Source organism: Candidatus Parcubacteria bacterium, assembly GCA_023131895.1.
Classification (GTDB): Bacteria; Patescibacteriota; Minisyncoccia; order Minisyncoccales; family JAGMDC01; genus JAGLYZ01.
Genome location: JAGLYZ010000002.1, coordinates 218,141 through 240,479 on the forward strand (window position 1 = coordinate 218,141; position 22,339 = coordinate 240,479).

The following is a 22,339-nucleotide window of genomic DNA, read 5'->3' on the forward strand; positions in this document are numbered from 1 at the left end:
ACTAATTTTGCTTTAAAATTGTTAATATTTGAGCAATTTCTTTTTTAATTTTTCTAATCTCTCTAACATTTTTCACTTTACCAGAGACTAAATCAAAACGCAACTGTCGTAATTTCTCACGATTTTTTATTAAAATACCATGAAGCTCTGATTTTGATTTACGTTGTAATTCTGTTGCCTGCATAAATTATAGATTATCTTTTAATAAATTTTGTCTTTATCGGCAGCTTATCTGCCGCTCTGCTAAAAGCTTCTTTGGCCATTTCCTCTTTTATTCCTTCTAACTCAAAAATGATTCTACCTGGTTTTATTGGAAAAGCATAATATTCAACAGTTCCCTTTCCTCCGCCCATAGGAACTTCTGTTCCTTTTTTAGTTATAGGTTTATCTGGAAAAATTCTTATCCAAAGCTTCCCACCTTTTTTTAAATATCTAATAATAGCTCTGCGGCTTGCCTCAATTTGGCGGGCTGTAATCCATTTTTTCTCCAATGCTTTTAAACCATAACTGCCAAAAGACAGATCAGCTGCCCGCCTCTCTATCCCTCTTGAACGGCCTTTATGCCATTTTCTATGTTTAATTTTTTTTGGCATCAACATGTTCCTTTATAAAGTTAAAATTTTTCGCCTTTGTATAACCATACCTTTATTCCTATCACACCATAAGTACAATAAGCTCTTGCTGTTCCATAATCAATATCTGCTCTTAATGTTTGTCTTGGAAGACGGCCATTTTTTATCCATTCTCTACGCGCGATTTGCGCTCCATTCAAACGACCGGAAACCTCTACTCTTGCCCCTTTTATTTCTTTATTGACCATAATCTTGCTCAATGCTTGTTTTAATACCCTGCGATAAGGCATTCTCCTTTCTATCTGCTGGGCAATCCATTGAGCAATAATATTCGAATATGTCCAAGGATTTCTAATTTCTCTAATTTCAATTCTGATTTCTTCTTTTACTTTGTTTAATGCTGTTAATTTTTGATTAATAAGTGGCTTATAGCTCTTAATGATTTTTTTCTCTAACTCTTTTTTAAGTTCTTCTGCTCCTTTGCCTCCGCGGCCTATAATAAAACCTGGCTTTGAAGTATTAATAATAATATTGACTTTACCGGGAAATCTCTCAATTTCAATATTTTGAACCCCAGAATCCTTTAGCCTTTCTTCTAAAAAGTCTCTTATCACAAAATCTTCCTTTAAATATTTAGGAATACTCTTTTTAAACTGCCATCGAGAATCCCAATCACTTGTTTCTCTCAATCTATATGCTTTTGGATGCACTCTATGACTCATGTTCGCTATCGCTCAAGTTAAAAATTAAAAGTGAAAAATTAAAAATTATTTATTAAAACTTTTAACTTCTAACTTTGACTTTTAACTTCTAACTTTAAACTTTTAATTTAGAAGGCTTTTCGCCTAAATACTCTTTTCATGCCTTGTGTTATTTTTGGCACATATTTCTCTTTCGTATCCTTTGGCTTTGGTTGTTCTGGTTTGACAGTTGTTTTTTCTTCCTTCTCTATTTTCTCATCTACAACTTTCTTTTCTGTTTTCTTAACCTTTTTAACTTTTTTCTTTTTAATCTCGCTTAATTCTAAAGAAATATGAGAACTCTTTTTCTGAATTTCAGCAGCTCTTCCTCTTGACTGAGCATGCCATCTTTTTAGCTTCGGTCCTTCATCAACAAAAATCTTTGAGATATAAAGATTATCTTCTTCAAGCTGAAGATTATCTTTAGCATTAGCTATACTTGACTTCAAGAGTTTTAATAACGGCTCAGACGATCTATTCGGCGTGAAATTTAAAATCCTTTGAGCTTGCTCAACTGATTTTCCCCTAATCAAATCAACCATTAAACGAACCTTTCGCGGCGCAATATGAAGATATCTTAGTTTGGCTGTAATGTTCATATAAACAAAATATTAAGATGATTTATCTTTTTCGGTTTCTTGCTGTTTTGTTTTTATTTCCTGCTCTTTCTGTATTTTTCCCCCATGCCTTACAAATTTTTTTGTTGGAGCAAATTCACCTAACTTATGCCCCACCATATCCTCTGCAACTAATACTGGAATATGCTCCTTGCCGTTATGAACGCCAAATGTAAAACCAACCATTTCTGGAGATATAGTGCAAGCTCTCGCCCAAGTCTTAATAATTACTCTGTCGCCTTTCTTGAACTTGCTTATTTTTTTTAATAATTTTTCGTCCACATATGGACCTTTTTTCAGAGATCTAGCCATGTTCCTTCGCTTCGCTCAGTCAAGTTAAAAGTGAAAAATTAAAAATTATTTATTAAAACTTTTAACTTAAAACTTTGACTTTTAACTTCTAACTTTAAACTTTTAATTTTTTAGGTTTTTTTCTTCTTCTTTCGTCTCTTGATAATAAGCTTGTCTGTCCATTTTTTCTTTCTTGTTTTTACCCCTAATGCAGGTTTCCCCCAAGGCGTTTTCGGATGCTTCATTCCAATTCCGGTTCTTCCCTCTCCGCCTCCATGAGGATGGTCAACAGGATTCATTGCTGATCCTCTAACATGCGGCCTTCTGTCCTTATAACGGCTCCTGCCTGCTTTTCCTATTTTAACATATTTATATTCAGGATTTGAAACCATTCCTATTGAAGCAAAACATTCCATTGATACTTTTCTAATTTCAGAAGAAGGAAGAACAAGATGAGTATATCCTCCTTCTTGAGCCAAAACTCTCGCTGTGGTGCCTGCTCCTTTTACAATAAGCCCTCCTTTGCCTGGCTCAAACTCAATATTATAAACTAAGGTTCCTATTGGAATGTTTTTTAATTTCATTCTGTTTCCCGGCTTAAACTCTCCTTTCTCTGAAATAACAATCGTATCATCTACTTTTAATCCCTGAGGAGCGAGAATATATCTTTTCTCCTTATCTTCATATTCTAAAAGAGCGATAAAAGCAGAGCGATTAGGATCATATTCTAAAGCAACAACTTTTGCTGGAATATTAATTTTTTCCTGGCTGAAATCAATGTGGCGATACATTCTTTTTGCGCCGCCGCCTCTATGCCTTATAGTAATTCTCCCTTGTAAATTCCTTCCTCCTCTTTTTTTTAATATTGAAATTAAACCTTTTTCAGGTTTTTTCTTGTTTAATTGAGGAGATTCAATTTTGGTCATGCCTCTCCTTCCCGGTGTCGTTGGTTTATACTTCTTCATATATTTTATCTTGGCAATAATTCTATCTTTTGGCCTTTTTTTATTTTTACAATTGCTTTTTTATATCCTTTTTTCCAACCAAGAATTCTACCTCTCATCTTTTTTTTCCTAGGGATACTAACAGTCCTAACATCTAAAACATCAACTCCATAAATACCTTCTACTGCTTTTTTAATCTCTTTTTTGTTTGATTTGGGGAAAACTCTAAAAATATATTTATTTTCTTTAGTTAAATCAGTCGCTTTTTCAGAAATATGAGGTTGCTCTAAAACCCTCCAAGCCTGCCCGACTCCGTCTGAACGAGGTCTTGGCGGACGGGCTAAATCTACTTTCTTTTTCGGTTTTTCTTCCTTTTTTTCTTTTTCAACAACTTTAGGTTCAACTTCTTTTTTCTCTTTAACTTCCTTTTTTTCAGCAATCTTAGGTTTTTCTTCAATTTTTTTCTTCTCTTTTTTAAAAAAATCAAATAATTTCATATTAAGATTTTACAAATGTTTCTTTTATTACTTTTATTGACTCTTTCGGCATAATCAAATATTTATAATTTAAAATATCAAGGCAATTTAATTCTTTTGCTTGAATCGTCGCTAATTTAGGAATATTTCTTGCTGATAAAATTACATTTTTATCCATCTTTGGCAAAGCGATTAAAACGCTCTTTATTTTTTTCTTATCTGGCTTGACTAAATTATCTCTTATGACTTTCATCTCTCTTGTTTTCGCCTTATCAATTTTTAATTCATCTAAAATAATTAATCCTTTTACTTTTACTTTTTGGCTCAAAACCATAAAAAGAGCTTTTCTTTTCATTTTCTTGGGAATTATTTTTTTAAAATCTCTCTCTTTAACAGGACCAAAAGTAATGCCTCCTCCTCTCCATAAAGGCGAACGGATAGAGCCTACTCTTGCCCTGCCAGTGCCTTTCTGCCTCCACGGCTTTCTGCCGCCTCCTTTAACCTCGCTTCTGTCTTTAGCGTGCGCGCTATTCTGCCGCCTGTTTGCCATTTGCGAAACAACCACCTGATGAACCAAATCAGAATTAAAAGCAACCTCAAAAATCTCTTTTGGCAATTCAACTTCTTCTTTCTTCTCGCCTTTTTGATTGTAAAGATTAATTTTCATAAATAACTGTTCTCGAACTATACTCGGATTTCCAGCAAGGTGCCGCGATGACCTGGTATTGCGCCTTTCACTGCTAATAGATTATTATCTTTATCAATTTTGACTATTTTTAAATTCTTAACTGTAACTCTTTCAGCTCCCATTCTGCCAGGCATTTTTCTTCCCTTAATAACCCTTTCCGGGAAAGAACTTCCTACTGAACCTAATGTTCTTTGTTCATGCTTCACTCCATGAGTGGCATTTCTTCCATGGAAACCCCATCTTTTCACTGCTCCTTGAAAACCTTTTCCCTTGGAAATACCGGAAATTCTTACTTTATCTCCTTGTTCAAAAATTGAAACATCTATCTTATCACCTATTTTTAATTCCTGTTTGTTATCTAAAGATTTAGCGAAAGCGGGCTTAAACTCTCTGATATATTTAAACTCTTTTCCTTTCATAGTTTTCTTAATTTTTTTTTGCTTGGTAATTTTTTCAAAACCAATCTGAATCGCTTCATATTTATCCTTTTCTTGCATTTTTATCTGTGTAATATAACAAGGTCCAGCCTCAATTAAAGTTATTGGAACCTGCTTGCCTTTTTCGTCAAAAAACTGACTCATCTCCAATTTTTTTCCTAAAATAAATTTCATATTTTACTTAGATTTAATTAAAAACCGGGTATAGCCCGGTTTTCTGCCTTGGCCGATATTTTTATTTTATATTACATCTTGATTTCAATTTCTACACCAGCTGGAAGAGTCAAACTAGTTAAAGCATCAACAATTTTGGGATTTGGATTAAGAATATCAATCAAACGTTTATGAACCCTCATTTCAAACTGCTCTCTGCTATCTTTATGAATAAAAGAAGATCTATTCACTGTATATTTATGAATTTCAGTAGGTAAAGGAATGGGACCATAAACTTCAACACCATAGCGCTCGACTGTTTCAACAATCTGCCTAGCGCTATTATCAATAACTTTATGATCATAAGCCCGCAACTTAATACGAAGTTTGGACTTAATCTCTTCTTCAACTGCTTTCTTTTTTGTAGCCACGTTTATTTTAAACTTTTAAGTTCCTGCTTTTGATTTACTTAATAATCTTTGTTACTACTCCAGCACCAACAGTTTTACCTCCCTCCCTAATAGCAAATCTTTGCTTTTCTTCAAGAGCAACTGGAGCAATTAATTTAATCTTTAAGGTAACCGTATCTCCTGGCATAACCATTTCTGTCCCTTCTGGCAGAACAACATCACCAGTAACATCAGTGGTTCGAATATAGAATTGAGGCTTATAGCCAGTGAAGAAAGGAGAATGCCTTCCGCCTTCTTCTTTGCTTAAAATATAAACCTCGCCTTCAAATTCAGTATGAGGTGTTATACTGCCTGGCTTAGCCAAAACCTGCCCCCTTTCAACTTCTTCCTTTTTTAAACCCCTAAGCAAAATACCAACATTGTCACCTGCCCTTCCTTCATCCAGCATTTTATTAAACATTTCAACGCTTACTACGACTGTTTTCTGAGTAGGTTTAAAACCAATAAGTTCTACCTCCTCATTTGGATGCACTACACCTCTTTCAATCCTGCCAGTAGCAACAGTTCCTCTTCCAGCAATAGAAAAAACATCCTCAATAGCCATTAAAACTGGCTTATCAATATCCCGGACTGGTTCAGGGAAATAATCATCTACTGCTTTGACTAAATCTAAGATGGGTTTTGCTGCCTCTTCATCAACTGACTTTACCTCTAATGATTTAATAGCTGAACCGCGAATCACTGGAACTTCATCACCAGGAAACTTATATTTCTTTAAAAGCTCCCTTACTTCTGATTCCACTAAATCAATTATTTCAGGGTCGTCTACAGTGTCGCATTTATTTAAAAACACTACTATATTTGATAATCCTACCTGACGGGCAAGTAAAATATGCTCTCTGGTTTGAGGCATAACGCCGTCAGCCGCAGAAACAACCAAAATAGCGCCATCCATCTGCGCGGCTCCGGTAACCATATTCTTAATATAGTCAGCGTGGCCAGGACAATCAATATGGGCATAATGCCTCTTCTCTGTTTCATACTCCAAATGAGAAATATTAATAGTTAAGCCGCGCGCTTTTTCCTCTGGAGCAGAATCAATCTGATCTACTGCTTTTTCTGAGGCCTTGAATCCCTTTAATCTTAAAATGTGCAGTATAGCTGCAGTAAGAGTGGTCTTGCCATGGTCTACATGACCAATGGTGCCAATATTAAGATGAGTTTTTCCTCTTTCAAATTTTTCTTTCTCAGCCATAAATCATTTTAACATCTAAGCATTTTAACATTTTAACATTAATTTTTGTTAATATGTTAACGTGTTAGTATGTTGTTATAAGATTATATTATATATAATATTAAAAATTAAAAAAAAGTCAACCCCCTTTATTGAAAAAAGAGTTAAACCGGCAAATCTTCAATCTTTAATGATTCTTCTGATTGCGGAGTTTTCTCAACTGCCTCTGTATATTCGTTATCGCTCTCTGAATTAAATTCTTGAGCTTCTGGGATTTTTTCTATAGAACTCGGATTTGATTGCCGGGAAGAAATTCTTTCAGAATTCTCCTCTATTATTTTTTTATAATCTTGAAAACTCATCACCATTAGCACTGGCTCTCCATTTTCCACAATAATAAACTTTCCTCCATCAATTTTTATTAAATTTTTGATTTCATCTAAATCCATAATGGTTTTATATTAGCAAACTTCTCCCAAAAAATCAACTTATTTTCTCTTTCCTTCAATGATTTCTTGGGCAATGTTTTCCGGAACTGGCTCATAATGGTCAAATTCCATTGTGAAAGTTCCCCTGCCTTCTGTTAAGGAACGAAGAGAGGTGGCATATCCAAACATTCCAGCCAATGGCACCTTAGTGTTAATAACTTTCATATTTAACCTTTCCTGTGTTTCTTCAATCTTTCCTCGTCTTGAACTTAAATCTCCAATAACTTCTCCTAGGAAATCTTCAGGGATAACTACTTCTAGCTTCATAATCGGCTCAAGAAGCATTGGTTTTGCCCTTTTAGCTCCTTCTTGAAACGCAGTAGAAGCGGCAATTTTAAAAGCTATTTCTGAAGAATCAACTTCATGGAAAGAACCGTCATAAAGGGTAACCGAAACATCTACTACTGGATAGCCGGCTATCACACCTTTATCTACTGCCTCTTTTACTCCTTTTTCTACTGCAGGGATAAACTCTCTTGGAATCGTTCCTCCTTTAATCTCATTAATAAATTCAAAACCTTTTCCTCTTTCTTTCGGAGCTAAACGAAGCCAAACATGGCCATACTGTCCGCGGCCGCCAGACTGCCGAATATATTTGCCTTCTGCTTCTGCTTCCGTCATGATTGTTTCTTTATAAGCAACTTGTGGCCTGCCCATTGCTGCATCAACCTTAAATTCTCTTTTCATTCGGTCGCAAAGTATATCAAGATGCAGTTCGCCCATTCCAGAAATAATCGTTTCCCCTGTTTCTGCATCTGTTTTTATTTTAAAAGTAGGGTCCTCTTCTGATAATTTCTTTAAAGCCAAACTCATCTTTTCCTGATCATCTTTTGTTTTTGGTTCAATCCTAATGCCAATAACCGGCTCTGGAAAGGTAATCTCTTCTAATATAATCGGGCTGGACTCATCGCATAGGGTATGGCCTGTACTCGTGTTTTTTAAACCAACTGTAGCGGCAATATCACCGGCGAAAAGTTCATCAACTTCTTCTCTTTCGGCAGCATGCATTCTTAAAATCCTGCCTAATCGTTCTTTTTCTCCAGTAAAGGTATTTAAAACATAGGAACCCTTTTTTAAAGTTCCTGAATAAACTCTGAAATAAGTCAAAGTGCCTACATAGGGATCAGTAGCAATTTTAAAAGCCAAAGCAGTAAATGGTTCGTTGTCATCAGATTTTCTTTCTACTTCTTCATTTGTTTTTGGATTCTTGCCAATTATTGGAGGAATATCTACAGGAGAAGGAAGATAATAAATAATAGCGTCTAAAACCTGCTGAACACCTTTATTTTTCAAGGCAGAACCGCAAAATACTGGAATCAGCTTATAGTCTATTGTAGCCCTTCTCAACACCTCTCTTAATTCCTGCTCTGAAATCTCTTGCTCAGCTAAATATTTTTCCAAAAGTTTTTCATCTTCACCAGCGATTTTTTCCAGCATTTTCTTTCGCCATTCCTCTGCCTCTTTTTTTATACCATCTGGTATTTCTTCTTCTACCACTTTCTCGCCAAGATCGCCTTCAAATTTTAACGCTTTCATTTTCAACAAATCAATCACTCCTTCAAGCCTATCCTCAATACCAATTGGAATCTGCATTGCGCAGGCATTAGGAGAAAGCTTCTGAATAATAGAATAAAAGCTTTTCTCAAAATTTGCGCCCATTCTATCTAACTTGTTTATAAAACAAATTCTCGGAACTTTGAACTTATCTGCCTGGCGCCAAACTGTCTCTGACTGCGGCTCAACACCAGCCACACCGTCAAAAACAACTACAGCCCCGTCTAAAACGCGAAGAGAGCGCTGAACTTCAGCTGTAAAGTCAATATGGCCTGGCGTATCAATGATATTAATTCTATGCCCTAACCAAAAACAAGTTGTGGCCGCTGAAGTAATAGTAATCCCTCTTTCTCTTTCCTGCTCCATCCAATCCATAATAGCTTCACCTTCATGGACTTCGCCGATTTTATGTGAAATACCAGTATAAAAAAGCACCCGTTCTGAAACGGTTGTTTTGCCGGCGTCAATATGGGCAATAATCCCTATATCTCTTGTTTTTTCTATTGGATACTTTCGCATAATTTGCAATTATCAATTTTCAATTATCAATGAATTTTCAATGTCTTAATTTTCAAAATAAAAAATTCCTTATATATCATTTATCAAGGAATTCCCTTGACAAAATTTTGATGGTATGTTATGCTAATTTTGAGGTGATAGAAATGGAAGATGAATACGAAAGCAACAAAAACATAACGTCAGGAATACTGTGGACATCAATCGGAAGTGCATCCTCTTTATGCTCCACAATAATAGCACTATTGCTATCGAGTATATTTTTAGGGATATTAGCATCGATAATCTTTGGAGCAACGATAGCCATTTTCCTTACAACAATAGTAGGGATAATAGCGACATTAGAAGAATCATTGAAAGAGGATGGATAGAATAGTTCTTTCAAAAAACCAAAAAATATAAAATAGGTAGCAATCATCGTATTGCTGCCGATTTTTTTTATTTAATTTTGAATTTTGTGCTTAGATTATTGATAATGGTCGTTCACATCAATAATTTCAATTGTATCTTTTTCTCTAAAAACAAAAATCGCCCGATATTTCTGATTAACTCTAAAACTCCAGATTCTCATTTTTCTTGGTTCAAGAAGTTCTGTTTTTAAACTTGGATGAAATGGATTAACCTCAAAGAGGTACTTTTGTTTTTCAAATTTTTTCTCTAGTTTTCTTTTTCTAAGATATTCTTTAATTTCAGAATGAAGGGCAATTATTTTCATAAATTATTTAAAGTATGAAGAGCGCTTTAATCCTTTTTCCAAACTCTTTAGAAATTTATCATTATATTTTCCTGTCTCTTTAAAACTCTTAATAATTTCTTTTGTATCACGAACAGAAGGAGAAGCAAATAAATTCTCTTTCATAATTTCTCGAATATATTCATAACGAAGAGCTTTTTCTAAAAGACTCTGATATTGTTTTTTTTGAATAGTTATTGTTGCCATATATTTTATATATACTATAAAATTAAAATTTAATCAACCAAAACTTTTACCAGATTAGTAAAAGATATATTAAAAGTAATACTAATATAAAAGAAAAAATAAAATCTAAAGTTTCCATTATATTTTAGGCAAAATGGGCAAATGCTCTATTAGCTTCTGCCATACGGTGCGTATCGTGCTTTTTCTTAATGGCCGCTCCTTCATTTTTAGAAGCCACAATTAATTCTTCGGACAGCTTTTCCTTCATTGCTTTTCCTTTTTTTGCCTTAGCGGCTAAAATAATCCAGTGCATAGCTAAACTTATTTTCCTTTCTCCCCTTACTTCTCTTGGAACCTGATAAACTGCTCCGCCAATCCTTTTTGATTTTACTTCTAATAAAGGAGAAGCATTTTGAATAGCTAAATCAAAAACTTCCAAAGGCTCTTTTTTTGTTTTTTCTTTAATAATATCAAAAGCGCCATAAATAATTTTTCTGGCAATTGTTTTTTTGCCTTTACGCATCATCTTATTGATAAACTGGGCAACCATAACATTATCATAAACAGGATCAGGCAATATTTCTCTTTTTTTAACTGCTTTGCGCATAATTTATTTAAGAAGAAGGTGTTTTGCCTTTTTCTTTTTTAGTTCCATATTTGCTTCTTCCTTGTTTTCTTCCTTCAACTCCGCCAGTATCTAAAAGACCCCTTACAACATGGTATCTTACTCCTGGCAAATCTTTAACTCTCCCTCCCCTAATTACAATCACTGAATGCTCTTGCAGGTTATGGCCGATGCCAGGAATATAAGCAGTAACTTCCGACCCATTGCTTAATCTAACACGAGCTACTTTTCTTAAAGCAGAATTCGGCTTCCTAGGGGTAACAGTAAAAACCTTAAGACAAACACCTCTTTTAAAAGGAGAAGGATATTTTTTAGGCCTATTTTTTAAAACATTGAAACCAAAACTCAAAGCCGGCCTTTTATTGGCTTTTTTTGTAGTTTTTCTCTTCTTTTTAACTAATTGGTGTATTGTTGGCATATTGATGTTTTTAAATTTAACAGATGTTGAAGACAATGTCAATCAGAAAAATGGAACGCCGACGATTAAAGCGAATAGATAATTAATCATTGGTATAATCCAATGTAATAAAAAGAAAATAACAAAAAGTAAGATAAATAAACCATATTGAGCTAAAACAATTTTTAGATGTTCTAATCTTTGAGGTAAAAAAGCAAAAAGAATATGAGAACCGTCTAAAGGCGGAATGGGCAAAAGATTAAATACTGCTAAAAGTAAATTTACCCAGACAATGAACCCAAAAACAAAAATCAAATTTTGGGAAAATAAACCTGTGCCAAAAGGTAAAAATCTTATTAATAAACCAAAAACTAAAGCAAGAAAAATATTAGCTGCCGGACCGGCAAGAGCTGTTTTAGCTGAACCATATTTTTGGTCTCGGAAATTATATGGATTAATAGGAACCGGCTTTGCCCAGCCAAAAATAATTCCGCCTCCTACAGCCATGCTGGTTAGAATTAAAATACCTGGCACAATGATAGAACCAAATAAATCTAAGTGCTTTAAGGGATTTAAGGTAAGCCGGCCTGCATATTTAGCAGTCGGATCTCCTAATATATTCGCCATAGTACCGTGAGCTACTTCGTGAATCACTACAGAAAAAAGAAAAATTATAATTATTAAAATTAAAGTTGAAGGATCCATATTCGCTATCGCTCAAGTTAAAAGTGGAAAATTAAAAATTAAAAATTATATATTAATTAGTATAGCAAATAAACTAACTATTGCCAAATTTATAAAAAGATACTAATATAAAATACGATGGCTAAGCAATGCGCAATATGCGAAAAAAAAGGAATAATGGCTCGGAAATTAAACAAGCTTCGCGGCAAGTACAATCCCAGCCCAAAAAAAAGAAAATACCCTAATCTACAATGGGTTAAAGTTCCTATGGACACAGAAAGAAAAGCTTTTAAAAAATTCGTTGGCAAAAGAATCCTTGCCTGTACCAAATGCATCAAGTCCCTTTCTAAATTAAAGTAACCCGGAGTGTCGCCCTGATTCAATCCCTGTCACTCCGATCAACGAAAAATACTCGTTTCTACGAGTATTTTTTTAGTTACTTTGTAGCTGCGTATTTATTAGAGCGAGGTCAGACCTCGCCGCCGCTTATTTTATTTATCAGCATTTCCAACAAATTTTTTGCTTCTTCCTGGGCTTCGTTTTCAGTTTTGCTTTCAACAAATTTATTCCATTGGTTTAAAATTTCCTCATCGCTTAAATTTCTGACAGCGTTTTTTAATTTCAGACGAGTTTCAAAATCAACTTCGTTTTCCGCTTTTAACACTTTTTCAATAAAAAATTTTATAAAATTCAAAACCCCGAACAATCCTGCGGATTTTACGGAGCCAGGCACGGCGAGCGCGAATTACTCTCTCCTTGCCATACACCGAGCTTGCTCCAGTGCTGGCGTCTCTCGTAATTCACAATTTGTTCAAAAATAGATTTTGTCATCTTAATAGAATTGTATCACATTTTTAGAATTAGAATAACATCTACTTTAATTTCTTAACCCGTCGGTATTAGCGCAATCGGTTTCGTATTTTTTACCGTCAGACGCTTCTAATTTCAGTCCGTGACAAAATGTCACAACCTCATCACTTTCCTCTTTTAGTCGTTGTTTTAATTTCCTCCAATATGCTCCCGCATCAACGCTGTTGGTTAATACCTCGCACACATCAACAACCGAAAACCACCATTCATTCTTGTGAATAGCTTTTCTCACTTTTTTGCCCTTGAAAATAGCAATTTTAGTATCATTCATAAATATTTAATTGTTGTAATTAACATAAAAAACCTTTTATTTCTCAATAAATTTCAAAATATAGCCGCAGTATTTCGCGTATTGTTTAATCGCCTCGTCAACGCTTTTATGAACAATATGCTTATCTAAATTATTATAGTCATGAACTACGGCATTTCTAAATCCAGCGCTCTCTGCTATTTCTTTGGCAAAATCTACCGGCAGAACGCCCATATTGGCTAATCGTAAAAATGTTTCCCTGTATTTCAATGGAGCTTCTAATTTAGCATCACCTGCTTCGGCGATAATGTGTTCGTTAATATCAATCGCCCGACCGATTATCTCCATTAAAAAATTCTTCAAGGCAGCATATTTCACATAATCTTTAGCAACTTCATTAATGGTTAAACCAGCCATTGCTTCTAATCTATTTAAATCTCGCTGGATATACTCAATTTTTACTTTAATAAATTGTTTATTTAACATAAGCTTCCATTAAATACTTCTGTCTCTTTTTTATGAGCTTTCCTAAAAGATAGAAAAGACTCTGGCTGTCCTGAAAATCGCGAAACGCATACGCCTTGAAAGAATAATAGTCAATAAGATTTCCATAAAGCAAAACACTATACCGCATCACTTCAAAACGAAACAAAGCATTGATCTTATGCAAAGATTTCAAATCCAGCTCTCGCTCACGATTATCGCCAAAAATATTCGCTAAATCACCATGGATTTTTAACAATTCCTCAAATTCAATCGGTTTTTTACCAAGAACCGCAACGTCTAAATCGCTGCCGGGCTTAATTTTACCAGTAGCGTAAGAACCATGAAGTAAAATCAGCTTTAAATTATATTTTCTGCCAATTTCTTCAATTTTTTGCTTTTGTTCTTTGGTTATCAACATAATTTTTGTCCCTCCTATATTATAAGCAACAGGCCCCAAAGTAGAACAAGTTCACTACGGGGCAGGCGCGAATTACTCTCTCTCCTTGCCCCGCACCGAGCTTTGCTCTGTGATATTCTTTAACTGTCTTCTTGGTAAAAAGTGTATCTAAATTTTTCAAGGGTTACTAAACCGGCCAAATTTTTTTTGGTAGCTGTCTTCTCAAACTTCTTATTTAAATATTCAATTAACTCGCTAAAATCTTTATTCATATAATGATATTATAACACAAGGATTGAATAAAACCAAAAAACTCGGTGAGCGATTATTCTCTCTCGGTTTCAGCCCTTACGGGCTGAAAATAATTATTATTTAATTTTTGCATCTTACCTATATTATAGCATTTATTATAGTATTATAGTAAAAGCAAATTTTAAAACAAGGAAAAGTTATCCACAAAATAGGTCTTGACAACATATTAACTAAAAGTAATATAAAGATAAAAGTATAACTACTAAAAAATATGACTTTACTTGAGAGAATTATTAAACAAAATCCCTGGTGGGAGAAAAAAGAGATAGAAGAAATCAAAAATTATCAAAAAAGATTTCTTCTAAAAGAGCTCTGGCAATATCGTGACGATTCTCAGATAATCGCTGTTTTGGGAATGAGAAGAACGGGTAAAACCGTGCTTCTTTTACAAACGATTGAAAAATTACTCAAAAATATCCCTCCTAAAAAAATTCTTTATTTTTCTTTTGATGAAATTTTAGGTAAGGACCCGGAAATTATTGAAAAAGTTATTGAAATCTACGAAAACGAAATCCTTAAAGATGAATTAAAAAATGTCTATATCTTTTTTGACGAGGTCAACCATCTAAAAAACTGGCAGGTTATCTTAAAAAGATACTATGACCTAAAAAAAAGGATTAAGTTTTTTGTTTCCTGTTCATCAAGTATTTATTTAAAAAAAACAAAAGAAAGCTTAGCCGGAAGAATTTATGAATTTGAACTCAAACCATTGGATTTTAAAGAATTTCTTTACCTGAAAGGAATAAAAATTGAAAATCTTAACCTTCAACAACTCACCCTAAAAAAAGAACTTAATAAATATTTTCTTTCTGGTTCTTTGCCAGAGATTATCAAAGAAAATAACTTCCTGAAAATTAAAAAATATATTAATTCAATTGTAGATAAGGTTATTTTCTATGATATTCCTAAGGTCTATGATGTTGGCGAACCAGAAGTCTTAAAGAGTATCCTTTCTTTAATCGCTCAAAAACCAGGAATGCTTTTGGAATATCGGTCTTTGGCTTCGTCTCTGGGCATAAGTTATCAAACGGTCTCAAAATATGTTGGCTATTTAGAAAAATCATTTTTAATTAACCTTATTTATAATTTTCGAGGCAGTCCCATAGCCAGAGCAAGAAAATTAAAGAAGGCATATTTAGGAACTGTAAATTTAGCTGCTGGATTTATGGATTCTGAAAAGGAACTATTAAATCAAATTCCGTTCTTAGCTGAAAATTTGGTCTGTTCTCATCTAAATGCTAAATGGTTTTGGAAAAAATATACAGAAATTGATTTTTATCATCAAAATACACCTATTGAAATAAAATATAGTGATACAAAACCAGAAATTAAAAATAATCTTTTAGCAGTAAAATACTTGAGATCTAAAAAATTATTAGTTATTACTAAAAACTTTGAAGGGAAAAAAGTAATGAAAGGAGTAAGTACTGAATTTATTCCTCTATGGAAATATCTGCTTTTATAAAATTATTTGGAGGAATAATGTCGTAGATTAATATAAAAAAAATCTGCCTCTATATTAAGACAAATTGAACACCCTGCGGCTCCTAGAAGAATCTCCGGAAAAATATCTAAGTGGGCACTTCTTGTACGATCCACAGACCACACAAATATAGTCCCCAGAAAAAACTTTTGTCCAGAATCTAATTAGAACCCAGCAGGGCTCCGTTAGAAATTATCTTATTTATAGTTTCTAATGAAGCACCGCCGAATTTCTATCCTTTCTCCACTTTCATTATATATCTTTTAAAACCTGTGTCAACCCCCACCACATCAGCGAAGTTTTAGAACATCAACCATTTGAGAAATAAAAGACAGCACTACTGGCGGAGGCATCAAGCTGTAAGAAAAAAGGTTTTTTTCATCGCGGACAATCCAGGGTTTTTCAATTATTTTTACTTTTTTCTCTTTCTCGTCCCATTGATAGCAATATTCCGGAGTGATTTCATAGTCATCAGTAAATTCTTTGGCTTTGTTTGCTGGAATAGAATTTCTCAATAAAATTTTAGGAATGCCATACAAGGAAAATGCCTTTTTAATTAATGTCTCATCTAAGTTTAAACGTTCTTTTATCGGTCCTATGCCTGATTCGTCTCCCTCTTTTTGAAGCATTTTAGCTTTCTTGCATTTTGGATTATCGCAAATTAGGAAAAACTCTTTTTTGTCCTTGTTGTAGCCGACTTTTGAAGTAGGCAGTAGCTTTAAATTTCTTGATGTTTGACAAACAGGACAAACTCTTCTCCATTTTATTCTTTCATCAATGACTTTTTCAGGCACATCAATTAAAACAAAAATATCCGGGTCTTCCCTATAATCAACTAAATCCCGAAAAAACAAAGAAAAACTTATTTGGTCTAATTCTCTGGGAAAGCCGTCAATAAAAATAGCTTTTCCTTTTTGCCGGGCTATTTCTCTTTTGACTAAAGCTAAAATCAGTTCTGTCGGCAGCAGCCTTTTAGTGCTTCTTGACTCCAATACAGAAATTATTTCATCGAGAGACTGCCATCCTCTATAATTTTTTTCTAAAAAGCTAATCAATTTCTTTTTTCTCTTATCATCTCTTAATTCTTTATCAATTTCTCTTATCATATCACCAATGGAAAAATGAAAAATTTTTTCTGGCGCGACAATTTCTGCGAACATTTTGGCATAAGTCCCTTTACCTGAATTTTTTTTGCCTAAAAAATAAATAATAAAAGTGTGATTATCCAAATACTTTCTTATTTTTTTTATTTCATCGCCAGCCTTTAATTCAAAATACTCGCTCCTTTGTTTTGGATCGGTTAAATCAAATTTTTTATTTGCTCCTTTTGTTTTTGTTTTAAAAATTGGAAAGTTCACGAAAACATACTAACATTTAAACATACTAACATATTAACAAAAGATGGATTTAAAAGATGTTAAAATGATTTTTTTGCCATCAGAAACAATTTTAATATCGCCATCTCTATCCGTTCTCAATATCTCTATGCCAAGCATTCCAAGAGTTTCCAATGTTTCAAAATTAGGATGGCCGTATCTATTATCTTTACCGCACTGAATCACAGCTATTTCCGGACTGACTGCTTGTATAAACTCTTGAGACGACGATGTCTTGCTTCCATGATGCCCGACTTTTAAAACATCTGAATCTAAAACAGCGCCTCTTTCCTTTAATTCTCTTTCCACAGATTTAAAAGCATCGCCGGTAAAAATAAAAGAATTTTCTCTGAAAACTAAACGAGAAATTATAGAAGTATTATTTACATTTTTCGCTTCCCTGCCTTCTAAATTATCAAAAGGATAAATTATATCTAAATATGCTTCTCCAGCTTTAATTTTTTGACCGGCCTGCGCTATTTTAATATCTGCTCCTTGCTCCTGAATTAATTTTTGCCATTCTTTGTACTCTCCTGTATCCCTAATAATTCCTGTCCATAAGATATAATCTATATTATATCTTTTCAAAACTTTAATCAAGCCGGCAATATGGTCATGTTCTGGATGAGTTAAAATAATTAAATCAATCGTCCTGTCATAAAAAGGCATCTCCTTAGCTAATTTTTCAAGAACAGCTGAGGATGGGCCTCCGTCAATTAAAATCTGATGCCCTTCTGGCGTTTCAATAAAAATACTATCGCCTTGGCCTACGTCAAAGAAACTTACTTCCAGCATTTGCGGCTGGTTCAGCTCAAATACAACCGAAAAAGCTAAAACATTAGCCATAACTAATATTCCCAAAATCCCAAAAACAATCTTTTGATTATTTTTCATTAATTAATAATAGCTTAAATCAAATATAAAGCCCAGTGTTGATAAAACACCAGGCTTGAAATTCTAGAATATTCCAAAATTTTACTTATTCCCCATTATTCTAAACATCTTTGTCCCGCATTTTGGACAAGTACCAGTCATAGCTCTTCTTTTAGCTCCTCCTTTTCCTTTCATGGTAACTTCTTTTGGATCGTTTATTTCTCTTTTTGCTTTACATTTTACGCAATAAGCAGTAATTTTTTCAGCCATAATTAAAATTATATTTAAAGTTAATAATTTTATTCTATATTTTCGACCTTTTCTATATTATTTGTTTACTATACTTAAGCTTAAATTAAGCAAGAGATATAGTCAAGCCCCTAAAACCCTTAATCTATCTTTTTAGCCAGTTTCTCATAAATCTTCTTAATCTCTTGTTTTGCTTTTAAATTTGTTTCCAAAATCGGGGTTAAGCTGGAAATAGCTTTAAATATATTTTTATCGTAAGAAATTTTACCCAAAAATTTTGGACCAGCCCATTTTTCAATTCTCTTGCTCAAGCTAGAATTAATATCCCATTTGTTTATTACTATATTATAAGGGATATTAAAATGATTTACCACCTCTAAGACCCGATTTAGGTCAGAAAACCCGGAAGGAGTTGGTTCAGTAATCAATACAACAAAATCAGCACCTTGGAGAGAAGCAATTACCGGACAGCCAGTACCCGGAGCTGAATCTATGAGCATAATATAATTATCCGCTTGCTTGTCCGCCGAAGCTTTAGCGAAGGCGGATGCTTCTTTTTTAATCTCGGTTACTATCTTGCCAGAACCAGTTTCTCCGGGAAAAAGCTGGCCAGAAACCAAGAAAAAGCCATACTTTGTTCTTTTAATTTTTATTTCACCATTTTTCACTGGTTTCAGCTTTACTGCTTTTTGAGGACAGATAACTTGGCAAGCAGCGCATCCCTCACATAAAAAAGGATTTATGACTGGCTTGCCTTTTTCCATTTTTATAGCATTAAACCGACACTTTTCAGCGCACAAACCGCAACCAGTACACTTTTTATAATCAATTACTGCCTTAGATGATGTAGAAATCTTCTTAATTTTCTGCCAATTCCTGTCTTCATTAAGCCATATTGCTAAATTAGGAGCATCAACATCACAATCAACTGCCGCTATAAGGGACTGTCCTTCTTCCGCGAAAAGCATAGCTAAAGCAGAAGTAAGCATAGATTTACCCACTCCTCCTTTTCCTCCTGAAACCACTAACTTAAATTCTTTTAATTTTTTATCTTTTTTCATTTCTAAATACTAACTTTAAGCATTTTTCCTTTGGAATAGGCATTAACTATTTCTTTTGAATAAGGAATCTCTTTTACTATTTTGGTTTCGTGTTTTTTGGCAATTTTTTTAATTTCCTTTTTATCCCCTAAATCTGCTTGATTTATAATTATTTTAGCTGGCACCTTAAGTTTTTTACACAAGTTTAAAATTAAATTTAAATCATAAGCGCCCATTGGAGTTGGCTCTGTAACAGCATAAGCAAAATCACAGCCTAATAAAGCGCTGATGACCGGACAATGGATACCAGCTGCGGTATCAAATAAAATATAATCTGCTTTTATTGTCTTGGCAAAATCCAAAACAAATTCTTTAAGCTGGGTAACAACCGGCCCTGTTTCTTCTATCCCTGGCTTAGCCATTCCAGTTATTAAGTAAAGGCTAGTTTTGACTTTATTTAAGTATATTTTTCCTATTTCTTCTTTTTTAGGTGTAATTGCGCTATAAGGACAAACAGCCCAGCAAGCGCCGCAGGCAGAACATAAATCTTTAATAAATACCGGATACTTTCCCGGAGGTAAAAAAATGGCATTACTTTGGCAGGTCTTAGCGCAAAATCCGCATTTCCGGCACTTTTCCTTGCTTAATTTGGGAAATTCAGCAAATATTTTTTTAACTGGTTTTTTTAATTTCTCACCAATTAGCAAATAGTCATTTGGGCACTCCACATCACAATCGCAAAGAAGGACTGTTTTGTCCTTCTTTATAAATTCATTAGCCAATAAAACAGCTACTGTAGATTTTCCAGTTCCTCCTTTTCCCCCTGTCACTGCTAAAGTTTTAGTCATTTTATTTTTCTCCAAATAATAAATATAGTAATGGATTCTTTATTCTTTCCTTTTATATTTTAAACCTGTCTTCCTCCTCCTGCGCCGCCGCCTATGCCGCGGCCCATTCCTCTACCAGAACCTTGACCAAACCCTCTGCCGCCGAAACGGCCAGCTGATGTAGCAATTTCTGTTAATTGATTTTTCTCAAATTTATCTAAAGCTTCCATGCCAGTCATCCCTACTCCATTATAGAGTTTAATCCCTGATTGTTGTAAAACTGAAAAAGCATTAGGGCCGACACTACCCGTGATAACAACTGCTGCGCCTTCACTTACTACTGTTTGAGCAGCAGCAATGCCAGCGCCTCTTATCGCCTGAATACCGGCATTAGGAACAGCTTTTTCCATTTTTCCCTTTTCATCAACAATTAAAAAATACTGGCATCTTCCAAAAATAGGAGAAACTTGAGAATTTAAATCAGAACCATTTGAAGTTATGAGAATTTTTGCCATATTTTGCTATATTTTAAAATAATAATAAAATTGACCTTTTCATTTTTATTATACATTAATTATAGCTTTATTGAAAGTTGCCAAAAAATAAATTTTGGGGTATTGTAAAATATAACCAAACTATTTCTATGTCAAGCAAAAAACAAAGATTATTTCAAGAGCTTATAAAAGACAGCACTGACCCAAGATTGATTCAAAAGGCCTATCAATTTGCTGAGAATGCCCATAGAAACCAAAAAAGGGCATCCGGAGAGGAATTTATTATACATCCTTTGCGTACTGCTATTTGTTTAAAAAAAGCAGGGCTATGTCCAACTACAATAGTTGCCGGCTTGCTTCATGATGTAGTAGACGACACTGATATAACTAATAATGAAATCAAAAAAGAATTTGGCAAAGAAATTGCCATTTTAGTGCAGGGAGTAAGCAAGTTAGGAAAAATTAAGTATCACGGCATTGAAAGGCAAGCGGAAAATTTCAGAAAGCTGTTTTTAGCTATGGCAGAAGATATACGGGTGATTTTCATTAAATTATGCGATCGCCTCCATAATCTAAAAAGTTTAAACTATCTAAGGCCTGATAAAGCTAAAAGAATTGCATTAGAAACCATTGATATTTATGCTCCTCTCGCCTACCGCTTGGGTATCGGGGAAATCAAAGGCAAATTAGAGGATTTTGCTTTTCCATATGCTTACCCTGACGAATACAAAAAACTTGTATCAAGGGTTAAAGATAGATATAAAAAACGAGAAAGTTATCTAAACAAACTTGTCCCAATTATTGAAAAAGAATTAAAAAAAGAAAAAATTAAACCTATCCAAATTAACTCTCGAGCAAAGCATTATTATTCTCTTTATCAAAAACTTAAAAGATATGATGATAATTTAGATAAAATTTATGATTTAGTCGCCCTGCGAATAATTGTTAAGGATGTAGAGCAATGTTATAAAACACTGGGTATTATCCATAAAATATGGAACCCATTGCCAGACAGAATTAAAGATTACATTTCCAAGCCAAAACCAAACCAATACCGTTCCCTGCATACTACCGTTTCCTGTATAGATAATAAAATCATTGAAGTTCAAATCAGAACTCCTGAAATGCATAAAGAAGCAGAACTCGGTATTGCTACTCACTGGTATTATTCAGAACAAAAAGGGCTAAAAACCTATATTAAAAGACTGGTTTCCAAACCGCCGGAACGAAAACTATACTGGTTGAAACAATTAAGGGAATGGCAAAAAGAAACAAAGAAATTTTCTCCAGACAGATATTTAGAATCCTTGAAAATTGATTTTTTTGGCAATAGAATTTTTGTTTTTACGCCAAAAAACGATATTATTGATTTGCCAGAAGGAGCCACGCCAGTAGATTTCGCATATGCTGTGCATACTGAAATAGGACATCACTGCCAGGAAGCAAAAGTAAATGGAAAAATAGTACGTTTAAATCAAGAATTGAAAACAGGAGACAGGGTTAAAATTATAATAAACAAAAATAAAGTGCCGTCGCGGAACTGGCTTGATTTTGTTAAAACAAATTTAGCCAGAATTAGAATCAAACGATTCTTTACTCCAATAATAGAAAAAAAGAGAAAAATTTCTTTGCCTAAAATTCTTTCTTTTATGCCAATGCCTACCAAAAAAGAAAGAAAAAGTAAAAAAGCAATAAAAAAAGAAGAAAAAACTGTTGTTTCTTTAGAGGGACAAACTTTAGAGAAGCAAAGAGGAATATTAATAAATATGGCAAAATGCTGTTCTCCTAAGCCAGGAGACAAAATCATTGCTTATGTTACAAAAAATCAAGGAGCCACTATACACAAAATTGACTGTGTTAATGTTAGAAAAGAAAAAGAAAAATGGCCTCAAAGAATTATTAAAACCACCTGGAAAAGAATTTAATATTGATTATTA

The 22,339-nt window shown here is 33.8% G+C and carries 32 protein-coding genes; 3 read left to right on the plus strand and 29 right to left on the minus strand.

Going from position 1 to position 22,339, the window contains the following annotated elements:
- Position 1: 1 nt before the first annotated feature.
- The 19 genes from rpmC to KAT95_02030 form a co-directional block, all read right to left on the minus strand.
- Positions 2-184 carry a 50S ribosomal protein L29 gene (rpmC, locus tag KAT95_01940; protein ID MCK4520607.1) on the minus strand — a complete coding sequence of 61 codons (183 nt, stop codon included), beginning with the start codon at positions 182-184 and terminating at the stop codon, positions 2-4.
- A 10-nt stretch (positions 185-194) separates the two neighbouring features.
- Positions 195-599: a 50S ribosomal protein L16 gene (gene rplP / locus KAT95_01945; protein MCK4520608.1), complete on the minus strand. Its 405-nt coding sequence runs from the start codon at positions 597-599 to the stop codon at positions 195-197.
- Positions 600-613: 14 nt separating this feature from the next.
- Positions 614-1,294: a 30S ribosomal protein S3 gene (gene rpsC, locus KAT95_01950; protein MCK4520609.1), complete on the minus strand. Its 681-nt coding sequence runs from the start codon at positions 1,292-1,294 to the stop codon at positions 614-616.
- A gap of 107 nt (positions 1,295-1,401) precedes the next feature.
- Positions 1,402-1,911 (minus strand): 50S ribosomal protein L22, encoded by a 510-nt coding sequence (gene rplV / locus KAT95_01955; GenBank protein ID MCK4520610.1) that lies wholly within the window; start codon positions 1,909-1,911, stop codon positions 1,402-1,404.
- A gap of 12 nt (positions 1,912-1,923) precedes the next feature.
- The gene (gene rpsS, locus KAT95_01960; protein MCK4520611.1) at positions 1,924-2,241 is read right to left on the minus strand and encodes a 30S ribosomal protein S19; all 318 of its coding nucleotides are present in this window, start codon (positions 2,239-2,241) and stop codon (positions 1,924-1,926) included.
- A 110-nt stretch (positions 2,242-2,351) separates the two neighbouring features.
- Positions 2,352-3,185, minus strand: coding sequence for a 50S ribosomal protein L2 (gene rplB, locus KAT95_01965; GenBank protein ID MCK4520612.1), 834 nt, complete (start codon positions 3,183-3,185; stop codon positions 2,352-2,354).
- Positions 3,186-3,190: 5 nt separating this feature from the next.
- Positions 3,191-3,661: a 50S ribosomal protein L23 gene (rplW, locus tag KAT95_01970; protein MCK4520613.1), complete on the minus strand. Its 471-nt coding sequence runs from the start codon at positions 3,659-3,661 to the stop codon at positions 3,191-3,193.
- Between the two features lies 1 nt (position 3,662).
- Positions 3,663-4,307, minus strand: coding sequence for a 50S ribosomal protein L4 (gene rplD, locus KAT95_01975; GenBank protein MCK4520614.1), 645 nt, complete (start codon positions 4,305-4,307; stop codon positions 3,663-3,665).
- A gap of 17 nt (positions 4,308-4,324) precedes the next feature.
- Positions 4,325-4,939 carry a 50S ribosomal protein L3 gene (gene rplC / locus KAT95_01980; protein ID MCK4520615.1) on the minus strand — a complete coding sequence of 205 codons (615 nt, stop codon included), beginning with the start codon at positions 4,937-4,939 and terminating at the stop codon, positions 4,325-4,327.
- 71 nt (positions 4,940-5,010) lie between these two features.
- Positions 5,011-5,316: a 30S ribosomal protein S10 gene (gene rpsJ, locus KAT95_01985; protein ID MCK4520616.1), complete on the minus strand. Its 306-nt coding sequence runs from the start codon at positions 5,314-5,316 to the stop codon at positions 5,011-5,013.
- A 67-nt stretch (positions 5,317-5,383) separates the two neighbouring features.
- Positions 5,384-6,583, minus strand: coding sequence for an elongation factor Tu (gene tuf, locus KAT95_01990; protein ID MCK4520617.1), 1,200 nt, complete (start codon positions 6,581-6,583; stop codon positions 5,384-5,386).
- Positions 6,584-6,726: 143 nt separating this feature from the next.
- Positions 6,727-7,011, minus strand: a complete 285-nt coding sequence (locus KAT95_01995) for a hypothetical protein (protein MCK4520618.1) — start codon at positions 7,009-7,011, stop codon at positions 6,727-6,729.
- 39 nt (positions 7,012-7,050) lie between these two features.
- Positions 7,051-9,126, minus strand: coding sequence for an elongation factor G (gene fusA, locus KAT95_02000; GenBank protein ID MCK4520619.1), 2,076 nt, complete (start codon positions 9,124-9,126; stop codon positions 7,051-7,053).
- 115 nt (positions 9,127-9,241) lie between these two features.
- Complete coding sequence (locus KAT95_02005) at positions 9,242-9,538, minus strand: hypothetical protein (protein MCK4520620.1); 297 nt, start codon at positions 9,536-9,538, stop codon at positions 9,242-9,244.
- Between the two features lie 48 nt (positions 9,539-9,586).
- Positions 9,587-9,835 carry a type II toxin-antitoxin system RelE/ParE family toxin gene (locus tag KAT95_02010; protein MCK4520621.1) on the minus strand — a complete coding sequence of 83 codons (249 nt, stop codon included), beginning with the start codon at positions 9,833-9,835 and terminating at the stop codon, positions 9,587-9,589.
- 3 nt (positions 9,836-9,838) lie between these two features.
- Positions 9,839-10,060 (minus strand): hypothetical protein, encoded by a 222-nt coding sequence (locus KAT95_02015; protein MCK4520622.1) that lies wholly within the window; start codon positions 10,058-10,060, stop codon positions 9,839-9,841.
- Between the two features lie 124 nt (positions 10,061-10,184).
- Positions 10,185-10,649 (minus strand): 30S ribosomal protein S7, encoded by a 465-nt coding sequence (gene rpsG, locus KAT95_02020; GenBank protein ID MCK4520623.1) that lies wholly within the window; start codon positions 10,647-10,649, stop codon positions 10,185-10,187.
- Between the two features lie 4 nt (positions 10,650-10,653).
- A complete protein-coding gene (rpsL, locus tag KAT95_02025) occupies positions 10,654-11,082 on the minus strand; it encodes a 30S ribosomal protein S12 (GenBank protein MCK4520624.1) in 429 nt (142 codons plus the stop codon).
- 42 nt (positions 11,083-11,124) lie between these two features.
- Entirely contained in the window at positions 11,125-11,766 is a 642-nt protein-coding gene (locus KAT95_02030; GenBank protein ID MCK4520625.1) for a site-2 protease family protein, read from the minus strand.
- A 117-nt stretch (positions 11,767-11,883) separates the two neighbouring features.
- Here KAT95_02030 and KAT95_02035 point away from each other — a divergent pair, with 117 nt between their 5' ends.
- On the plus strand, positions 11,884-12,105 hold the full coding sequence (locus KAT95_02035; protein ID MCK4520626.1) for a hypothetical protein: 222 nt from the start codon (positions 11,884-11,886) through the stop codon (positions 12,103-12,105).
- 109 nt (positions 12,106-12,214) lie between these two features.
- On the opposite strand, the gene KAT95_02040 is transcribed toward KAT95_02035, so the two are convergent.
- From KAT95_02040 to KAT95_02055, 4 genes are all read right to left on the minus strand, one after another.
- Entirely contained in the window at positions 12,215-12,439 is a 225-nt protein-coding gene (locus tag KAT95_02040) for a hypothetical protein (protein MCK4520627.1), read from the minus strand.
- A gap of 183 nt (positions 12,440-12,622) precedes the next feature.
- Positions 12,623-12,886 carry a hypothetical protein gene (locus tag KAT95_02045; GenBank protein MCK4520628.1) on the minus strand — a complete coding sequence of 88 codons (264 nt, stop codon included), beginning with the start codon at positions 12,884-12,886 and terminating at the stop codon, positions 12,623-12,625.
- 36 nt (positions 12,887-12,922) lie between these two features.
- Positions 12,923-13,351, minus strand: coding sequence for a DUF86 domain-containing protein (locus KAT95_02050; GenBank protein MCK4520629.1), 429 nt, complete (start codon positions 13,349-13,351; stop codon positions 12,923-12,925).
- Entirely contained in the window at positions 13,341-13,769 is a 429-nt protein-coding gene (locus KAT95_02055; protein MCK4520630.1) for a nucleotidyltransferase domain-containing protein, read from the minus strand. The genes KAT95_02050 and KAT95_02055 overlap by 11 nt, the downstream gene beginning before the upstream one ends.
- Positions 13,770-14,271: 502 nt before the next feature.
- Here KAT95_02055 and KAT95_02060 point away from each other — a divergent pair.
- Positions 14,272-15,525 (plus strand): ATP-binding protein, encoded by a 1,254-nt coding sequence (locus tag KAT95_02060; GenBank protein MCK4520631.1) that lies wholly within the window; start codon positions 14,272-14,274, stop codon positions 15,523-15,525.
- Positions 15,526-15,833: 308 nt separating this feature from the next.
- Here KAT95_02060 and KAT95_02065 read toward each other — a convergent pair whose 3' ends face one another.
- The 6 genes from KAT95_02065 to KAT95_02090 all read right to left on the minus strand — a co-directional run bounded on the left by KAT95_02065 (position 15,834) and on the right by KAT95_02090 (position 20,423).
- Positions 15,834-16,901: a nucleoside monophosphate kinase gene (locus tag KAT95_02065; protein MCK4520632.1), complete on the minus strand. Its 1,068-nt coding sequence runs from the start codon at positions 16,899-16,901 to the stop codon at positions 15,834-15,836.
- 33 nt (positions 16,902-16,934) lie between these two features.
- Positions 16,935-17,813 (minus strand): MBL fold metallo-hydrolase, encoded by an 879-nt coding sequence (locus KAT95_02070; protein ID MCK4520633.1) that lies wholly within the window; start codon positions 17,811-17,813, stop codon positions 16,935-16,937.
- A gap of 81 nt (positions 17,814-17,894) precedes the next feature.
- Positions 17,895-18,062 carry a hypothetical protein gene (locus KAT95_02075; protein MCK4520634.1) on the minus strand — a complete coding sequence of 56 codons (168 nt, stop codon included), beginning with the start codon at positions 18,060-18,062 and terminating at the stop codon, positions 17,895-17,897.
- Positions 18,063-18,181: 119 nt separating this feature from the next.
- Positions 18,182-19,102, minus strand: a complete 921-nt coding sequence (locus tag KAT95_02080) for an ATP-binding protein (protein ID MCK4520635.1) — start codon at positions 19,100-19,102, stop codon at positions 18,182-18,184.
- 2 nt (positions 19,103-19,104) lie between these two features.
- Positions 19,105-19,929: an ATP-binding protein gene (locus KAT95_02085; protein MCK4520636.1), complete on the minus strand. Its 825-nt coding sequence runs from the start codon at positions 19,927-19,929 to the stop codon at positions 19,105-19,107.
- 59 nt (positions 19,930-19,988) lie between these two features.
- Positions 19,989-20,423: a NifB/NifX family molybdenum-iron cluster-binding protein gene (locus KAT95_02090; GenBank protein MCK4520637.1), complete on the minus strand. Its 435-nt coding sequence runs from the start codon at positions 20,421-20,423 to the stop codon at positions 19,989-19,991.
- A gap of 128 nt (positions 20,424-20,551) precedes the next feature.
- Here KAT95_02090 and KAT95_02095 point away from each other — a divergent pair, with 128 nt between their 5' ends.
- Positions 20,552-22,327, plus strand: coding sequence for a bifunctional (p)ppGpp synthetase/guanosine-3',5'-bis(diphosphate) 3'-pyrophosphohydrolase (locus tag KAT95_02095; GenBank protein ID MCK4520638.1), 1,776 nt, complete (start codon positions 20,552-20,554; stop codon positions 22,325-22,327).
- The last annotated feature ends 12 nt before the right edge of the window (positions 22,328-22,339 follow it).

Bases quoted from the DNA above. Each gene is read 5' to 3' on its own strand.
- rplW (MCK4520613.1), bottom strand. From the start codon at position 3,661: ATGAAATTATTTGATTTTTTTAAAAAAGAGAAGAAAAAAATTGAAGAA.
- KAT95_02010 (MCK4520621.1), bottom strand. From the start codon at position 9,835: ATGAAAATAATTGCCCTTCATTCTGAAATTAAAGAATATCTTAGAAAA.
- KAT95_02070 (MCK4520633.1), bottom strand. From the start codon at position 17,813: ATGAAAAATAATCAAAAGATTGTTTTTGGGATTTTGGGAATATTAGTT.
- rpsS (MCK4520611.1), bottom strand. From the start codon at position 2,241: ATGGCTAGATCTCTGAAAAAAGGTCCATATGTGGACGAAAAATTATTA.
- KAT95_02080 (MCK4520635.1), bottom strand. From the start codon at position 19,102: ATGAAAAAAGATAAAAAATTAAAAGAATTTAAGTTAGTGGTTTCAGGA.
- KAT95_01995 (MCK4520618.1), bottom strand. From the start codon at position 7,011: ATGGATTTAGATGAAATCAAAAATTTAATAAAAATTGATGGAGGAAAG.
- rplB (MCK4520612.1), bottom strand. From the start codon at position 3,185: ATGAAGAAGTATAAACCAACGACACCGGGAAGGAGAGGCATGACCAAA.
- rplD (MCK4520614.1), bottom strand. From the start codon at position 4,307: ATGAAAATTAATCTTTACAATCAAAAAGGCGAGAAGAAAGAAGAAGTT.
- KAT95_02085 (MCK4520636.1), bottom strand. From the start codon at position 19,929: ATGACTAAAACTTTAGCAGTGACAGGGGGAAAAGGAGGAACTGGAAAA.
- KAT95_02030 (MCK4520625.1), bottom strand. From the start codon at position 11,766: ATGGATCCTTCAACTTTAATTTTAATAATTATAATTTTTCTTTTTTCT.
- KAT95_02005 (MCK4520620.1), bottom strand. From the start codon at position 9,538: ATGATTGCTACCTATTTTATATTTTTTGGTTTTTTGAAAGAACTATTC.
- rpsC (MCK4520609.1), bottom strand. From the start codon at position 1,294: ATGAGTCATAGAGTGCATCCAAAAGCATATAGATTGAGAGAAACAAGT.
- KAT95_02055 (MCK4520630.1), bottom strand. From the start codon at position 13,769: ATGTTGATAACCAAAGAACAAAAGCAAAAAATTGAAGAAATTGGCAGA.
- rpmC (MCK4520607.1), bottom strand. From the start codon at position 184: ATGCAGGCAACAGAATTACAACGTAAATCAAAATCAGAGCTTCATGGT.
- rplC (MCK4520615.1), bottom strand. From the start codon at position 4,939: ATGAAATTTATTTTAGGAAAAAAATTGGAGATGAGTCAGTTTTTTGAC.
- KAT95_02060 (MCK4520631.1), top strand. From the start codon at position 14,272: ATGACTTTACTTGAGAGAATTATTAAACAAAATCCCTGGTGGGAGAAA.
- KAT95_02090 (MCK4520637.1), bottom strand. From the start codon at position 20,423: ATGGCAAAAATTCTCATAACTTCAAATGGTTCTGATTTAAATTCTCAA.
- rplV (MCK4520610.1), bottom strand. From the start codon at position 1,911: ATGAACATTACAGCCAAACTAAGATATCTTCATATTGCGCCGCGAAAG.
- KAT95_02095 (MCK4520638.1), top strand. From the start codon at position 20,552: ATGTCAAGCAAAAAACAAAGATTATTTCAAGAGCTTATAAAAGACAGC.
- KAT95_02050 (MCK4520629.1), bottom strand. From the start codon at position 13,351: ATGTTAAATAAACAATTTATTAAAGTAAAAATTGAGTATATCCAGCGA.
- tuf (MCK4520617.1), bottom strand. From the start codon at position 6,583: ATGGCTGAGAAAGAAAAATTTGAAAGAGGAAAAACTCATCTTAATATT.
- KAT95_02075 (MCK4520634.1), bottom strand. From the start codon at position 18,062: ATGGCTGAAAAAATTACTGCTTATTGCGTAAAATGTAAAGCAAAAAGA.
- KAT95_02045 (MCK4520628.1), bottom strand. From the start codon at position 12,886: ATGAATGATACTAAAATTGCTATTTTCAAGGGCAAAAAAGTGAGAAAA.
- rpsL (MCK4520624.1), bottom strand. From the start codon at position 11,082: ATGCCAACAATACACCAATTAGTTAAAAAGAAGAGAAAAACTACAAAA.
- rplP (MCK4520608.1), bottom strand. From the start codon at position 599: ATGTTGATGCCAAAAAAAATTAAACATAGAAAATGGCATAAAGGCCGT.
- KAT95_02015 (MCK4520622.1), bottom strand. From the start codon at position 10,060: ATGGCAACAATAACTATTCAAAAAAAACAATATCAGAGTCTTTTAGAA.
- KAT95_02035 (MCK4520626.1), top strand. From the start codon at position 11,884: ATGGCTAAGCAATGCGCAATATGCGAAAAAAAAGGAATAATGGCTCGG.